Origin of the sequence: Halorussus marinus (assembly GCF_004521895.1) — an archaeon.
Lineage (GTDB): Archaea > Halobacteriota > Halobacteria > Halobacteriales > Haladaptataceae > Halorussus > Halorussus marinus.
The window spans coordinates 210,539-225,597 of the sequence record NZ_SBIR01000005.1 but is presented as its reverse complement, the minus strand read 5'-3'; the positions used below and the strand labels follow the sequence as shown (position 1 = coordinate 225,597).

The following is a 15,059-nucleotide window of genomic DNA, read 5'->3' as shown; positions in this document are numbered from 1 at the left end:
AAACGTCTCGAAACGCGCAATTTCCGACGAACCCCGACTCAGAATGCCCGAACGCCATCCCCGCCGCAGACGCCTCGAACGGCCTCGAAAGCGGCGGTACACCCACGCTAGCATCGATAAGCCGACCGAACCCGGACCGCCGACCCGCCAGAGACGCCCCGGAGGTGGGCGGGCGTGAGCCGCCGAGCCCAGGCCCGGGCGGTCCTGCTCGCCGGACTGCTCGTCGTCTCGTCGCTCTCGGTGGCCGGCGTCGGTGGCGCCGCGCCGTCGGGCGAGGCGACCACGTTCCACGTCTCGCAGGGCGAGGAGTGTTACGAGGTGTCGCCGATCTCCGGCGAGGAGAACGTCTCGGAGTTCTACGACTACCGGACGCCGAACGAGTCGTACACGTACTCCTCGCACGGGACTCAGGACATCCAGCAGAACCAAGCGAGTAACCTCTTTCTCTACCACGGAACCGAGGGAGTCAGTCTCGTCATGGTTCACGACAAGCTGGGGGACGGTCCGCACGGGAGCGCCATCACGTTCGACATCTCCGGGCTTCCGAGCGATCGGACGTGGGCGGTCGAGGACGACAGTTACGGCGAGAACACCGACGACAACTTCACCCACTCCGAAACCAGTTCGAGCATCGACTGGATGTGGCGGCCCGACCGAACTGACGGGGGCGCCGTCCGAGGGCTCGGCGGTGACGACTACGAGGAGATCACCATCGATCCCGGCTTCAACGAGGCCGCGGACGACTGGGGTAAGTGGAAGTGGACTGGCGGCGACAACCGGACCGAGGAGTGGCGGCTCCTCGGCGGCGACCAGTCCGAGGTCGCGTCGCTCGATCTCTCCCAGAGCGTGACGATCAAGAAGGGGAGTTGCCCCGACACCACCGACCCCGAGGCCTCGCTGACGGCCACGCCGAACCCCGTCGCGAACGATCAGGCGGTCACGCTCGATGCCAGCGGCTCCTCGGGCACCGGTAGCGACGTCGCCGAGTACCGCTGGGACTTCGAAAACGACAGCGAGATCGACCGGACGACCTCCGAACCGACGGTCTCCCGGACGTACGACACCCCCGGGACCTACACCGCGGCGGTGACGGTCGTCGACGGGGGCGACAACACCGCCACTACGACGACGGAGATCGAGGTCACAGCGTCCGATGGCGGGGACGAGACCGGCCTCGTGGCCGCCTTCTCCGCCGATCCGAACCCCGCCGGAAACGACGAGGCGATCACGTTCGACGCCGGCGATTCGTCCGGCGACGTCACCAGCTACGAGTGGGACTTCGGCGACGGGTCGAGCGCCACCGGCGAAACCGCCACGCACAGCTACGACGGCTACGGCGAGTACGAGGTCTCGCTCACGGTGACCGACGGCGAGGGCGACACCGCCACCGCGAGCGAGACCGTCACCGTCGAGGAGCGTGACCCCATCGAGTACCTCAACGAGAGCGCGGTCCGGATCAACGGCGACTTCGAGACGGTGTACGTCCACGCGCCGTTCTACGCCACCGACGGCGCCGGAGCCGACGACCTCGACCTCGGCCCGGTCAGCGGCACTACCGTGCTCGAAGCCCCCGACAGCGGTCAGTGGGGGCCCGTGATCCGTGAGGTCTCCGTCTACGACGGCGATCGGACCGGCGACGCCGTCGCGACCAGACAGAACCCCGACTACGAGTCCCAACTCGCGGCGGTCCGCCCCGAGCGTCCGAGCACCTTCGTCGAGAGCGCGACCCGGGTCGGCGACGGCACCTACGAGGTGACGTTCGGCTACGAGAACCCGAACGACGCCGAGATGTCGCCCGCGGTCAACGAGTTCGGAGCCGGCAACGTCGACGCGGAACCGCCGTCGGTCTTCGAGCCCGGGCGCAACACCTTCACAGTGACGTGGACGCCCGAGACCGACGACTCGAACCTCGTCTGGCAGACCGACTTCGGGAACTTCGACCTCGGCGCGGCCACCGCGACGAGCCCGACGGCCGCCCAGATCGAGGCCGACGCCGAACCTCCGAGCGCGCACATCGACGCGCCCGAGACGGCCACCGTCGGCGAGACGATCAGCCTCGATGGCTCCGGATCGACCGACGACGCCGGCGTCGTGGGCTACCACTGGCAGTTTGGCGACGGGACGACCGCGATGGGCGAGACGGTGACTCGCACCTACGACGAGCCCGGCGAGTACGAGGTCTCGCTCACGGTGAACGACGCCGCGGGCAACACCGACACCGCGACCCACCTGCTCACGGTCGAGAAAGCCGACTCGGCGCCGCCCAAAGACGACGACCCGAAGGACGACGACGGTCCGACCGCGAAGCTCACCCTCTTGACCGACACCGCAGACTTCGGTGAGAAGGTCGGCTTCGACGCGAGCGACTCGAAAAGCGACGCCGACATCGAGGAGTACCGGTGGAACTTCGACGGCGACGACGAGATCGACCGCCGGACCAACACGAAAGACAACAGCACCGTCTACCACCGAGTCCACAAGATCTACGACGGGCCCGGGACCTACACCGCCTCGGTGACCGTCGTGGACGCGAACGGCGACAAAGACATCGCCGGCGCCCAGATCACCATCGAGCGGAACGACCACACGAAACCCGGCGCGACGCTCCACGTTCCTGAGACCGCCGAGGTCGGCCAGAAGGTCCACCTGAAGGCGACCGACCTCACCGGCGTCGAGTCCGGGGTCTCACACATCTGTTGGGTCGTCGTCGACGGCGACGAGCACAACCACGACAAGCCCGAGGGCGAGACCGCGACCCACGTCTTCGACTCGCCCGGCGACAAGACGGTGAAGCTCCACATCGTGGACAAAGCCGGCAACAAGAACATGATCGAGCGGACGATCACCGTCGAGGAGGCCGACGGCGGGAGCGATTCCGGCGACGCGAACGACGGTGACGACGGCGACAAAGAGCCCGTCGTCGACGATCCCGACGACGGGGCCACCGGCGGCGGGATCGGAACCGCCAGTCCGAACCGCGGATCGAGCTCGAACGACGATTCGAACGAGCGCAACGACCGCACGATCGCCTCGCTCGGCGACGACGCCGGCGAAGTCGTCGTCGAGTCGAGCGGCGCGAGCCTGACGGTCAACGAGACCGCGCCCGCGGACGTGCGGGCGCCGACCGCCGCGGCCGACGGCTTCGAGGCCCTGTCGTACGTCACCGTCGCGGACGCCGACGGCGCGAACGCGACGTTCACCGTCTCGAACGACCGGCTGGCGGCGGCCGACGCCGCCCCCGAGCACGTCTCGCTGTTCCGATACGAGAACGACTCGTGGACCCCGGTCGACGTCGAGCGCCTGAACGAGACCGACGACGCCCAGCGGTTCGGCGCGAACGCCACCGACGGCACCTACGCGGTCGGCGTCGAACGGCCCGCGACCGCGATCGCCGGCCTGTCGGTGCCGGGCGACCGCGTCGCGCCCGGCGACCGGGCGACCGTCACCGCGACGGTTGCCAACGACGGCCTCGCGGAGGGCACCCACGAGGTCGAACTCACCGTCGACGGCGAGGTGGTGGCGACCGAGTCGGTCACCGTCCCGGCCGACTCGACCCGCGAGGTCGAGTTCGCTCGGCAGTTCGACGACCCCGGCGTCTATCAGGTGAGCGTCGACGACGAGCGCGCCGAGATCGTCGTCGAGGGCATCGAGACCGCCGAGGCGACGACCGAGGCGGGTCCCGCGACGTCCGAGTCGACCGAGACGACGACCGAGAGCACCACCGACGGCGGCGTGCCCGGCTTCGGCGTCGGCGCGGCGCTGGTCGCGGTGCTCGCGGCCGCGCTCATCGCCCGTCGGCGGTCCTGACGGCGCGATCGCATTCGCGGTTCTTTTTAAGCCGGCGCTGTCGGCGGTTAGGCTTCGAGGACGCCGCGACGCCGACTCGGCCTAGGTTCGGACAGCCGACGTATAACAAAGACCGACTCGCCGCAAAGCCGGGGTGACTCGGCGCCCAGAGCCGCGACTCGACCGCGCGGACGGGTCGACCGCCCGGCTCTGTGCGGCGCTGGCCCCCACAATGACTCAGATACGCTCTTACGCCGCGGTCGTGGTCGTCGCGCTCCTCGTCGTCGCGCCGGTGGCGCCCCACGCGGTCGACACCGCGAGCGCCGCCGAGAACGCGTTCGTCGTCGAGCAGGGCGACCGGTGTTTCGAGGTGTCGCCGCTGGAGGGCGGCGAGGATGTCGTCGACTTCTACGATTACCGCAGTCCGATCGACGACGAGGAGTACACGTACAGCACCTACATGCCGTCGACTCTCCCCCGAGAGGACACCAGCCGGTTGTTCCTCTACGACGGGCCCGAGGGCGTGAGCCTCGTGATCGTCCACAACGAGCGCGGCGCGAGCGGCGGCGGGAGCGCCGCGACGTTCCGGTTCTCGGGACTGCCCGGCGACGGCGAGTGGGCGCTCGTCGACGACAACTACGACGACCGGGACGACCGGATCTCCCGGGACCGGATCGACTGGACGTGGTACGGCGACCGCACCGACGGCGGGATCTTCCGAGGCATCGACGCCGCCGACACCCGGATCACGATCGACCCCGCGTTCGACGAGCGGGCGGCCCTCTACGACGACCTCGATCGGACCGGCGAGGTCCGGGCGTGGCAGTTCCTCTCGGGGAGCGTCGACGATCCCGCGACGACCGACCTCCGGATGAGCCGACCGATCACGATCCGAGCCGGGAGCTGTACCGACTCGTCGGCGCCCGACGCCGCGCTCGCCGCGGGCGACGGCGTGGCCGGAGTTCCGGTCTCGCTCGACGCGAGCGGCGCGAGCGACGACCGGGGCGTCGCCGAGTACCGGTGGGACGTCGACGGCGACGGCGAGGTCGAGCGGACCACGTCGACGCCGTCGATCGATCACGTCTACGACGACCCCGGCGAGTACCGGGCTCGGGTGACCGTCGCCGACGCCGCGGGCAACACCGACGCCGCGGCCGCGAACGTCACCGTCGAGGCGGACGCGCCCCCGGAGGCGGCCGTCACTGTCGCGACCGACGCGCCGACCGAGGGGTTCCGGACCGTCCTCGACGCGACCGCCACCGTCGACGACGTGGGGGTCGCGAGCTACCGGTGGGACCTCGACGGCGACGGCGAGATCGAGCGAACGACCGACGGGCCCCGGACGGGGTACGTCTACAACGAGAGCGGGACCTACGAGGCGAGCGTGACCGCCGTCGACCGCGGCGGCTCCGAGGACACCGCGACCGTTTCGGTGTCGGTCGGGGCCGACGAGTCGCCCGCGCCGACGATCGAGGTGGCGGCACCGGCCGACCCCGTCCGGGGCGAGCAGTTCGTCTTCGAGGCCGGAAACACCACCGACGACACCGGGATCGACACCTATCGGTGGGCGTTCGGCGACAACGCGACCGCGACCGGCGAGACGGTGACCCACCGATTCGACGCCGCGGGGAGCTACGAGGTCGCGCTCGAAGCGACCGACGAGGGGGGCAACGCGGCGACCGCGACGGTCGACGTCGAGGTGCTGGCGCCCGACGAGACCCCGCCGACGGCCGCGGCCAGCGCCGACCCACCGACCGTCGAAGCCGGCGCGAGCGTCACCCTCGACGCCGCCGACGCGACCGACGACCGCCGGATCGCGAGCTATCGGTGGGCGTTCGGCGACGGGTCGACCGGCTCGGGCGAGACCGCGAGCCACATCTACGACGAGCCGGGGACCTACACCGCGACCGTGACCGTCACCGACGCCGCCGGCAACGCCGCCACCGCCAACGCGACCGTCGAGGTCGTCCGCGCTCGGCCGCCGAACGTGAGCGCCACGGTCCCCGACGCGGTCGGAGTCGACGCGACGCTCGACGTCGAGGGATCGGCCGCCGATCGGAGCCGGATCGCGGGCTACCGGTGGGCGTTCGGCGACGGGGCGACCGCCCGGGGGCCGACCGCGAACCACAGCTACGACGACCCGGGCAACTACACGGTGACCCTGACCGCGACCGACCGGGCGGGCAACGCCAACCGGACCGCCGCCAGAGTGCGGGTGTTGGGGCCGGACCGAACGACGCCGACCGCCGCCCTCTCGGTCGAGGACGAGCAGGCGAGCGTCGGCGACGACGTGACCTTCGACGCGACGAACAGCAGCGACGACCGAGGCGTCGCCGAGTACCGGTGGACGTTCGGCGACGGGGAGACCCGGACCACGGACGCGGCGCGCGTCGACCACGCCTACGGCGAACCGGGGTCGTACAACGCGACGGTCACCGTCGTCGACGTCGCGGGCAACGACGACACCGCGGCGGCCGTCGGCGTCCGGGTCACCGAGGAGCAGGCGATAGGAGACAGTGGCGGCGGCGGAAGCGCCGGTGGTGGCGGAAGCGGCGGTGGCGACGATAGCGGTGGAAGTGGCGGCGGGGGCGGCGGAGGCGGAAGCGCCGGAGGCGGCGGCTCTGTGTCCGTCCTCACCGAGACCGAGGCTCGCGGCCCGAACGCGACCGCCGTCGACGTGCGCAACGCGCGGGGCGACGAGACCGTCACGGCTGACCTGCCCGCGACCGACGCCGCCGACCAGACCGGCCTTCGGTTCCGGGCGGTCGAGATCGACCTCGCGACCGACGACCCGCACTTCGTGGTCGAGACCGCTCGCGGCGCCGACGGTGGGGCAGAACTGCCGGCCGACGAAGCGTTCGGGAGCCTCGCCGTCGGCGCGAAGTACCTCGACGCCGCGTCGGTCGAGCGCGTCGTCTACGTCGCGACGGTCGCGCGCGACCGCCTCGACGCCGCCGGGGTGGGCCCCGACGACCTCGCGGCGTACCAGCGCCGCGACGGCGAGTGGTCGGCCCTCGACGCGACCGTCACCGACCGGGGCGAGCGCGTCCGGGTCCGAGCCACGGCCGACGCGATCGGCGCCCTCGCTGTCGGGGCCGACAGACCGTACGCCGTGACCGAGGCCACGCTCGCGGCCGAGTCGGTCGCGGCCAGCGATTCGATCGCGGTGAACGCGACGGTCCGCAACGAGAGAGCCGATTCCCGGACGTTCGCGGTCGACCTGACCGCGGACGGCGAGCCGGTCGCCACCGAAACGGTCGCGGTGCCGGGCGGGGAGACCGCCGCGGTCGCGTTCGAGCGCTCGCTCGCGCCGGGCACCCACGAGGTCGCCGTGGCCGGCGAGCCCGTCGGGACGGTGTCGGTCGCCGACCCGGTCGCGGACATCGCGGTCGCCGACCTGTCGGCGAACGCCTCCCGGATCGACGCCGGCGACCGGGTCGCGATCACCGCGAGCGTCGAGAACCGCGGCGCGAAAGACGGCCAGCGCGAACTCGCGCTCGGACTGTTCGGCGAGGCGGTCGCGACCGAGACCGTCGCCGTGCCCGCCGGCGAGCGCCGGTCGGTCACGTTCGTCCGGGAGATCGGCGCGGCGGGCGACTACACCGCGAGCGCGGGCGGGGAGACCGTCGAGATCGCGGTCGTCGAAACCGGTCCCGACGCAACCGACTCGTCGGCGCCCGACGCGTCGATCCCGGGCTTGGGCGCGAGCGGGGCGTTGATCGCTCTCGTCGGGGCACTGCTGGTCGCGGCGCGCCGGGGGCGGGCGGGCGACCGCTAGTCGGCGTACTCGGGGCGCCGTTCGTACTCGATCGGGTCCCGGACGCCGACATTCTGGAAGGCCTTGAGCCGGAACGCGCAGGCGTCGCAGGTGCCACACGCCGGCGACTCGGCCCGGTAACAGCTCCAGGTGTCCTCGTAGGGGACCCCGAGTTCGACGCCGCGGTCGGCGATGTCGGTCTTCGACAGCTCGGCGAACGGCGCCCGGATCTCGACGTGGGTGTCGTCTCTCGTTCCGGCGTCGACGACCCCCTGAAACGCGTCGAAGAACGCCGGCCGGCAGTCCGGATACCCCGAGAAGTCCTCGGTGTGGGCGCCGATGAAGACGGCCTCGCAGTCGTTGGCCTCGGCGTACGACACCGCCATCGCGAGCAGGTTCGCGTTCCGGAACGGGACGTAAGACGTCGGGACCGACTCGGAGTCGAGGTCGGCGTCCGCGATGTCCATCTCGTCGTCGGTCAGGCTCGACCCGCCGATCGCCGCGAGGTGGTCGGTTTCGATCCGGAGGAAGTCCGCGGCGTCGACTTCCTCGGCCAGTCGCTCGGCGCACTCGTACTCTTTGTCCTCGGTTTCCTGTCCGTAGGAGGTGTGCAACAGGTAGAGGTCGTAGCCCTCGGCCTGGGCCTCGTAGGCGGCGGTGGCGCTGTCCATCCCGCCGGAGACCAGGACGACGGCCCGCTTCGATGTGCTTTCGGTCATACTCGACTACTCGCACGCGAATACTATCAACGATGCGGTCGCGCGGCCGAAACCGACAGCGATAATACACGAACGGCTGACGTGTCCGTATGGGTGCAATTTCGTCGCTCTCCACGACGGGCCGGACGCTCGCGCGAAATAGCAGTCTGTTCGGCGCGGCGTTCGTCGTCACGCTGGTCTCTTTCCTCCCGACGGGACTGTCGGTCCTCCTCCCGCCGCCGACCGCCGGGGTGGTGATGGTTCCGCTGTCGGGGCTCTCGCTGTTGGTCGTACCGTTCCTGACGGGCGGACTGCTCTCGATGGCCCGAGAGGGACTCGACGGGACCGCCAGCTTCGAGACGTTCCTCGCGGGCGGCCGGAAACACTATCTGCGACTGCTGGCCGCGATCGTCCTGTTCGTGGTGCTGTTCGGCGCCATCGGCGCCGTGCTGGGGATGGCGGCGATCGCCGCGTTCGCGGTGGGCGTCGGCGCCGGGTCGGCGGCGATCACAGAGGCCAGTCTGGTCGCGCTGGCGATTCTGGGCGTGCTCGGGGTCCTCGCGGTGGGGCTACCCGTGTTCTTCCTGCAGTTTTACGCCGCGGCGGTGGTCGTCTCGGACCTCGGGGTCGCGGCGTCGTTCAAGCGGAGCGCCGGCCTCGTCCGCCGGAACCTCGTCTCCGCGCTCGGGTACTCCGCCGTCTCGCTCGCGATCGGCGCGGTCGGCGGGCTCTTGGGCGTTTTCTTCACGCTGTTCGGCGGCGCCGGCGTCGAGTCCCCGGCCCCGGGCGCTGGCGCCGGCGCCGGCCCGGGTGTGGGCACGGGAGTGCCGGAGGTGGCTCCGGGCGTCCTCGTCGCGGTCGGCGCGGCGATGGTCGTCCTCACGGCCCTGCTCTCGGCGTTCGGGGTGACCTATCAGGTCGCGTTCTACGACGACTGTCTCGACTCGCTCGCCTAGGTCTCGGGCGCGTCGTTCCAGAGGTTGACGTGGAGCCGCGGGGTGTATCGGAAACCGTACTCACGGGCGAGTTCGGCGGCGACGGGTCGGGTCTCCTCGATCCGATCGCGGGTCGCGCCCTCCGGCATCAAAAGCACGTCGGCGTCCCGAATCCGAACGTCGACCGCCTCGCGGAGCCGCGCCACCAGATCGGTGATCTCGTCCATCTCCCCGCGGTCGCTCACCACGAACTTGAGTTGGACGTCGTAGGCCTCGACCAGCGCCCCGAGCGCGTCGCGGTCGATGCGGCGGGCGTCGTGGCGCTCGGCCCACTCGCCGTCGCCCTTCGGATCGCGTTCTGGCGTGGGAGTGCTCGACGCCAGCTTCGGGCTGACGCTGGCGAGGTCGATGGGAGCGTCCCGGAAGACGGTGCCGTTGGTCTCGACCGTGGTGTGGTACCCCCGATCGTCGAGGGCGTCGAGGAGGTCGACCGCCGAGTCGTGGATCAGCGGCTCGCCGCCCGTGAGCACGACGTGGTCGGCGTCGTACGACGCCACCTCCGCGAGGATCTCGTCGACGCTCATCGTCGCGTGGGTCGGCTCCCACGAGGTGTGATACGAGTCGCAGAACCAACACCGGAGGTTACAGCCGGAGGTCCGGACGAACACGCTCGGGACGCCCGCGAGCCGCCCCTCTCCCTGAAGCGATTCGAACAGTTCGTTGATCGGGAGGCCGTCGGCGTCCGACTCCCCGGGCGCCTCGTCGAGGTCGCTGGAGACCGGCACGGTCAGAACTCCGCGCCGCCACAGAGCTCGGCGGTCTCGCTGACCTGCACGCTGACCGCCGAGACGGTCTCGGGGAGCGTCGCTTCGAGCCGGCGTTCGAGCACCGCGCTCATCACTTCGGCGGTCGGCGGGTCGTCGAGGACGACGACGGCGTCGCCGTCGCCGCTCGCCTCGAACGCCTCGACGAGGGGATCGTCGGCCTCAAGGAGGAAGCGGTGGTCCCACTCGGAGACGACAGCGGTGACCGACCCCTTGTCGACGACCCACCCTTCCTCGCGGAGTTCGCCGACGATCTTCACCGCGATCTCGTAGTTGTGGCCGTGCGGGCGACTGCATTTGCCGTCGTGGTGGCGGATGCGGTGGCCGGCGCTGATCCGAATCGGTCGGTCGCGGCCGACGTAGAGGGTCCGTTCGTCGGCGCCGGGCGAGGCCGGCTCTGATACTCTTCGAGTCATATTCGGAGATCACTCGGCGCACACTTAAGCGTGCGTAAACGGACCGAGTCGTGGGGCGATTCGCGACCCGCGGGCGGCCCGACTCTGGTCCGGACGCCGTCGACTCAGGCGTCCTCGTCCGACTCGTCGGGCGGGCGCTCGGCGAGTCGGTCGAATCGGTCTTGGGCCTCGGCGAGCCGGCGCTCGGACGCCTCGGGGTCGGGTCGCGCCGAGACGAGGTGGCCGTTCCGGACGGTCACCCGGAAGACGGCGTTCTGGCGGCTGTCGGCCGGTAGCCGACGCGTCCGGACGGCGAACTCGTCGAGGACCGTCCCGCCGTCCTCGACGAGCAAGACCGCCCGCTCGCCCTCGAATCGGTCGAGCACCGCGACGTAGCGCCCGTCAGGAAGCATACGCCTCCTCCGTCACGAGTTCGCCTTCGGGCGTCCGGACGAAAACGGTGTCGCCGCCGTTGTTCCAGACGGCGGTGTCGGCGCCCCAGTAGGAGTGACCGTCGGCGTCCGTCCCGGAGCCGGTGTGGAGCGTGAGCGTCTCGCCCGGCCCGAGTTCGGTGTCGGCCGGGAACTCGTATGCGTGGTCGGCCTCGTCGCCGACCGTCCACCCCGAGAGGTCGAGGGTGCGGTCGCCGGCGTTCCGGAAGACGACGTACTCGTCGTCGAGGTTCTCGTGGTCGTTGCCCCGCGCGTCGGCGTGGACCTCCGCGACTTCGAGCGCGCCGGCGGTCTCGCCCCCGTCGGCGACCACCGTCGCGTCGGGCGTCCTCGTCGGACCGGACGTGCTCGCGGGCGCTTCGCCGCGAGCCCGGAACGTGGCCCGGGGATCGAGTCGGCCCTCCGAACCCGGGCTCACCCCGGGCGCCGTCCGGAGTTCGCGCGGGTCGGTCGGGGCCCCGCGGCGAGTCAGGACCGCGACGCGCTCCCCGTCGGTCTCGAACGCCACGGTGCCGTGGACGCCGGTCCAGTAGGTCGGGACCCCGCGGTCGGCGAGACGCCCCAGCACCTCCCGATGAGGGTGGCCGTACGGCGAGTCGTAGGCGCTCTGGACGACCGCCACCCGGGGCGCGCTCGCGGCGAGCAGGCCCGGCCCGGTGCTGGAGTTGCTTCCGTGATGGCCGGCCGCGAGGATCGTCGCGTTCAGCCCGTCGGCGTAGCGCTCCCGGAGGTAGCGTTCGGCGGTCGACCCGCCGTCGCCGGTCAGCAGGAGGCTGACGTTCCCCCGGGCGACCCGGAGCGCGAGGCTGTTCTCGTTGCGGTCCTCGCCCGCGAAGCCCTCCGCGGGCGGGGCGAGCACCCGAGCGCTCGCGCCCGAGAGCGCGATTGCGTCGCCGGCCGCGGCCCGGTAGAGGGTCACGTCGTGGGCCTCGACCGCGTCGAGGTACCGCTCGTAGGTCCGGGTCGCGGCCGCCACGCCGGGGTCGTAGACCGCCCCGACGCCGTCGGCCTCGGTCTCGAAGTACTCGATGACCGCGGCGTGGCCCCCGATGTGGTCGGCGTCGGCGTGGGAGGTCACGAGGTAGTCGATCCGGGTCACGTTGCGCGCCCGGAGATAGTCGAGGACGTGCTCGCCGTCGTCCTCCCAGTCGCCCGTGTCGTACAACAGCGTCTCGCCGGTCGGCCCGACCACGAGGACGCTCGCGCCCTGTCCGACGTGAATAAAGTGGATCGAGAGATTGCCGGCGGAGTCGTCGCCGACCGGCGCCGACGCGGGGGAGGCGGTCCCGGAGGCCCCGTCTCCGAACCCGCCCGAGCCGCCGAGACAGCCCGCGAGACCCGCGACGACGAGAAGCGCGACCGCCGCGAGGGCGAGCGACCGAGCGCGACGACGCGGGAGTTCCATTACGCTCACCCACGGTCGGGCGAGTCAACACTCCTTCCCAAAATATCGCGCAGAAATGCCCGCAAAGAACAGCATCGGGTTCGGCGACGCGCAAACCGAGACGAGTGAGCCTCGTCGAAGACGCGATCGCTTCCGAAAGACCGGTGGGCGTCGGATCGCCGGGCCGGATCAGTCGTCGGCGTCGGCGCGGCTCGCGGCCCGACTCCGGAGCGACTCGGGCATCGCGGGAACGTCGGTCGGTTCGACCTCGCCGTCGATCTCCGAGAGCGGTTTGGGGTAGGTCCGGAGGTCCTTGTGGATCGCGAGCCCCGCCTTCGCGCCCTGGCCCATCGCGACCGGGATCTGGTTGTGGCCGGGCGTGAGGTCGCCGACCGCGTACACGCCGTCGCGGCTCGTCCGACCGTGGTCGTCGACCACGACCGCCCCGTCGTCGTCGATCTCGACGCCGAGGCTCGCGGCGAGGTCGTTGTTGTAATCGGCGCCGTACATCGCGAACCCGCCGGCGTACTCGCGCTCGGTGCCGTCGGCGAACGCGAGGCTCTCTAACCACCCGTCCTCGCCGTTGGTGACCCCGACCACGTCCGACTCGACGATATCGACCGGATGGGCCCGGAGCTGGCGGTCGGTCTCCCCGCTCCACTCGGGATCGTCACCCCGCAACAGCAGGTCGACGTCGTCGGTGAAGTTGAGCATGATCATCGCGACGCGGGCGGCCGACTCGCCGGCCCCCATGACGTACACCGGCTCGTCGACGAACATGTACGCATCACAGTGCAGACAGTAGTGGAGCCCCCGACCCGTGCGGGCAAGCGGCGGGTCGGGCCGTCCGTCGCCGAGCCCGGTCGCGAGCACGATCCGGTCGGCGAACGCCGTCCCGTCGGTCGTTTCGAGCTCGAACCGTCGCGACGAGTCGGCCTCGTCGATCCCGGTGACGAAGGCCCGCTCGTAGCTCGCGCCGTAGCCTTCGAGTTGGTCGATCGCGGTCCGGAGGAACTCGTCGCCCGAGACCGACTCGGGGACGCCGACGACGTTGTGGGTGTCTCGCATCATCGCGGCTCGGCCGCCGCCGCGGTCGAACACCGCCGTCTCGTGGCCGAGTCGCGTCGCGTACAGCGCCGTCGTGAGTCCCGCGGGCCCGCCGCCGACGACGGCGACGTCGTACGCCGCTCGGTCCGCGTCGTCCGAACTCGTGGTCATCTTTTGAGTCACCTTCTGTAACCTACTTACTCGCAGTTACTCATAAGTGCTCGCTAACCACACAGTTAGGCGGTTACCGGACGGAAACCGCGCGGTGGCGCCGGTCGTCTCGGCGACTAGACGGCCCCGAAGGCCTATGCGTCGTTGCGGCGTACGGAGGACCAATGTGGCCATGGGGACATCTTGCGACGGGGTATCTGGCGTACTCGCTGCTCGTTCGGGTCTCGGGCGAGCGACTCAGGGACTATCCGACGCTCGCGCTGGCCGCCGGCACCCAGTTTCCGGACCTCGTCGACAAGCCCCTCGCGTGGACGTTCGGCGTCATCCCGAACGGCCGGTCGCTGGCCCACTCGATCTTCACGGCGGTCGTGCTCGTCCTCGCGATCCGGTTCGTCCTGCGTCGGTACGGCCACGCCCGAGTCTCGACGGCGTTCGGGGTCGGCTATCTGGTTCACCTGTTCGGCGACGCGATCGGCCCGTTTCTCGCGGGCGAGTACTACTACGTCACCTTCCTCGGGTGGCCCGTGTTGCCCGCGATCGACTACGGCGAGAAGAGTTTCGCGGCCCAACTGGCGACGCTCGAACTCTCGGCCTTCACCGCGATCGAGTTCGGGCTCGGCGCGCTCATGATCGGGCTGTGGATCGCCGACGGCCGCCCCGGACTGCGAGCGGTGCTCGAAGCGCCCCGGCTGGCGTATCGCCGGCTGTCGGCCAACTGAGGGCCGCTACCGCGACGGCAGGCCCGCGGATGCGGTGGCGTCGCTCTCGGCGGGCGCGGTGACGTTCAGCCAGAGGTGGGTCTCGTGGGAGGCGGTCTCGATCGAGGCGTTCTCGGGCGGATCGTCGGGATAGAGCAAGAATCGCAAGCGCATGTCAGAGCCCCGCATCTCCGGAGAGACGTTGAGTCGCTCGACGGTGCCGGCGTCGGCCGCCAGCGGGATTCGATCGACGGTGACGGTCTCCTCTTCGAGCACCTCCGGCGTCTCGTTGGCGGTGTACATCCGCTGGAGTTTCACGACGACCGAGTAGGTCGTCGGCTCGCTCCGGTGGTTCTCGACCCCGACGTGGAACTCGTTTGGCCGTTCGGACTGGATTGACGCCGGATACCCCTGGGCGACCAGTTCGCCCGACTCGTTTTCGGCCAGCAGGTAGAACTCGGTGTACTCGTGGGTGCCTTCCGAGACCGCGGCGGTGTAGCCGACGCCGGCGATCCCGACGATCGCGACCACGAGGACGAGCGCGTTCACCGCGGCGCTGTGTCGGCCGTTTATCTCGAACGCGCTGGCGACCCACGCCGCGACTCTGTCGAGGACCATCTTCTCGGTCTCTGACGAGACACGCCCTAATAAGGCTCCTGCCCGCCGCGTCGGGACGCCGCCGGATCGCGGCCGGAACCGACGGTCACGCCGACGGTCGCGATCGTTTCACCGGCGTCGTCGTCCCGGCCGACGGTTCGGTCGCTGATAGGTGTCCGACCGCGAGCGGCGGGCCGACTCCACGACCTATTTATTTGGGACCGGACAGGTGTAATTCGGCGTTTCCGTCGACATAATTACACACAATGTGGAACAGTAAACTGGACGCTCGGGTAGCTGGTTCATAACAAAGAC

At 70.5% G+C, this 15,059-nt stretch carries 11 protein-coding genes; 4 read left to right on the top strand and 7 right to left on the bottom strand.

Annotation, left to right across the window (positions count from 1 at the left end; translation table 11 throughout):
• Positions 1 to 174: 174 nt before the first annotated feature.
• Both EPL04_RS19170 and EPL04_RS08455 read left to right on the top strand, forming a co-directional pair.
• The gene (locus EPL04_RS19170) at positions 175 to 3,807 is read left to right on the top strand and encodes a PKD domain-containing protein (RefSeq protein WP_134670891.1); all 3,633 of its coding nucleotides are present in this window, start codon (positions 175 to 177) and stop codon (positions 3,805 to 3,807) included.
• Positions 3,808 to 4,018: 211 nt separating this feature from the next.
• Entirely contained in the window at positions 4,019 to 7,564 is a 3,546-nt protein-coding gene (locus EPL04_RS08455; RefSeq protein WP_134670890.1) for a PKD domain-containing protein, read from the top strand.
• On the opposite strand, the gene queC is transcribed toward EPL04_RS08455, so the two are convergent.
• The gene (gene queC, locus EPL04_RS08450; RefSeq protein ID WP_134670889.1) at positions 7,561 to 8,262 is read right to left on the bottom strand and encodes a 7-cyano-7-deazaguanine synthase QueC; all 702 of its coding nucleotides are present in this window, start codon (positions 8,260 to 8,262) and stop codon (positions 7,561 to 7,563) included. The genes EPL04_RS08455 and queC overlap by 4 nt on opposite strands.
• A gap of 89 nt (positions 8,263 to 8,351) precedes the next feature.
• Between queC and EPL04_RS08445 the strand changes: the two genes are divergently transcribed.
• A complete protein-coding gene (locus EPL04_RS08445) occupies positions 8,352 to 9,197 on the top strand; it encodes a DUF7847 domain-containing protein (RefSeq protein ID WP_134670888.1) in 846 nt (281 codons plus the stop codon).
• Here the strand turns inward: EPL04_RS08445 and EPL04_RS08440 are convergent.
• The 5 genes from EPL04_RS08440 to EPL04_RS08420 all read right to left on the bottom strand — a co-directional run bounded on the left by EPL04_RS08440 (position 9,194) and on the right by EPL04_RS08420 (position 13,449).
• On the bottom strand, positions 9,194 to 9,961 hold the full coding sequence (locus EPL04_RS08440; protein WP_134670887.1) for a 7-carboxy-7-deazaguanine synthase QueE: 768 nt from the start codon (positions 9,959 to 9,961) through the stop codon (positions 9,194 to 9,196). The genes EPL04_RS08445 and EPL04_RS08440 overlap by 4 nt on opposite strands.
• A gap of 2 nt (positions 9,962 to 9,963) precedes the next feature.
• On the bottom strand, positions 9,964 to 10,416 hold the full coding sequence (locus tag EPL04_RS08435) for a 6-pyruvoyl trahydropterin synthase family protein (protein WP_134670886.1): 453 nt from the start codon (positions 10,414 to 10,416) through the stop codon (positions 9,964 to 9,966).
• Positions 10,417 to 10,520: 104 nt separating this feature from the next.
• On the bottom strand, positions 10,521 to 10,808 hold the full coding sequence (locus EPL04_RS08430; RefSeq protein WP_134670885.1) for a DUF3006 domain-containing protein: 288 nt from the start codon (positions 10,806 to 10,808) through the stop codon (positions 10,521 to 10,523).
• Entirely contained in the window at positions 10,798 to 12,252 is a 1,455-nt protein-coding gene (locus tag EPL04_RS08425) for a lamin tail domain-containing protein (RefSeq protein WP_134670884.1), read from the bottom strand. The genes EPL04_RS08430 and EPL04_RS08425 overlap by 11 nt, the downstream gene beginning before the upstream one ends.
• Positions 12,253 to 12,420: 168 nt before the next feature.
• A complete protein-coding gene (locus EPL04_RS08420) occupies positions 12,421 to 13,449 on the bottom strand; it encodes an NAD(P)/FAD-dependent oxidoreductase (protein ID WP_134670883.1) in 1,029 nt (342 codons plus the stop codon).
• A gap of 164 nt (positions 13,450 to 13,613) precedes the next feature.
• Between EPL04_RS08420 and EPL04_RS08415 the strand changes: the two genes are divergently transcribed.
• Positions 13,614 to 14,168: a metal-dependent hydrolase gene (locus EPL04_RS08415; RefSeq protein ID WP_134670882.1), complete on the top strand. Its 555-nt coding sequence runs from the start codon at positions 13,614 to 13,616 to the stop codon at positions 14,166 to 14,168.
• Positions 14,169 to 14,174: 6 nt separating this feature from the next.
• On the opposite strand, the gene EPL04_RS08410 is transcribed toward EPL04_RS08415, so the two are convergent.
• Positions 14,175 to 14,765, bottom strand: a complete 591-nt coding sequence (locus EPL04_RS08410) for a DUF1616 domain-containing protein (protein WP_134670881.1) — start codon at positions 14,763 to 14,765, stop codon at positions 14,175 to 14,177.
• Positions 14,766 to 15,059 lie beyond the last annotated feature (294 nt).

Coding starts and splice junctions, on each gene's coding strand:
- EPL04_RS08455 (WP_134670890.1), top strand. CDS start 4,019: ATGACTCAGATACGCTCTTACGCCGCGGTCGTGGTCGTCGCGCTCCTC.
- EPL04_RS08425 (WP_134670884.1), bottom strand. CDS start 12,252: ATGGAACTCCCGCGTCGTCGCGCTCGGTCGCTCGCCCTCGCGGCGGTC.
- queC (WP_134670889.1), bottom strand. CDS start 8,262: ATGACCGAAAGCACATCGAAGCGGGCCGTCGTCCTGGTCTCCGGCGGG.
- EPL04_RS08415 (WP_134670882.1), top strand. CDS start 13,614: ATGTGGCCATGGGGACATCTTGCGACGGGGTATCTGGCGTACTCGCTG.
- EPL04_RS08410 (WP_134670881.1), bottom strand. CDS start 14,765: ATGGTCCTCGACAGAGTCGCGGCGTGGGTCGCCAGCGCGTTCGAGATA.
- EPL04_RS08445 (WP_134670888.1), top strand. CDS start 8,352: ATGGGTGCAATTTCGTCGCTCTCCACGACGGGCCGGACGCTCGCGCGA.
- EPL04_RS08430 (WP_134670885.1), bottom strand. CDS start 10,808: ATGCTTCCTGACGGGCGCTACGTCGCGGTGCTCGACCGATTCGAGGGC.
- EPL04_RS08435 (WP_134670886.1), bottom strand. CDS start 10,416: ATGACTCGAAGAGTATCAGAGCCGGCCTCGCCCGGCGCCGACGAACGG.
- EPL04_RS08420 (WP_134670883.1), bottom strand. CDS start 13,449: ATGACCACGAGTTCGGACGACGCGGACCGAGCGGCGTACGACGTCGCC.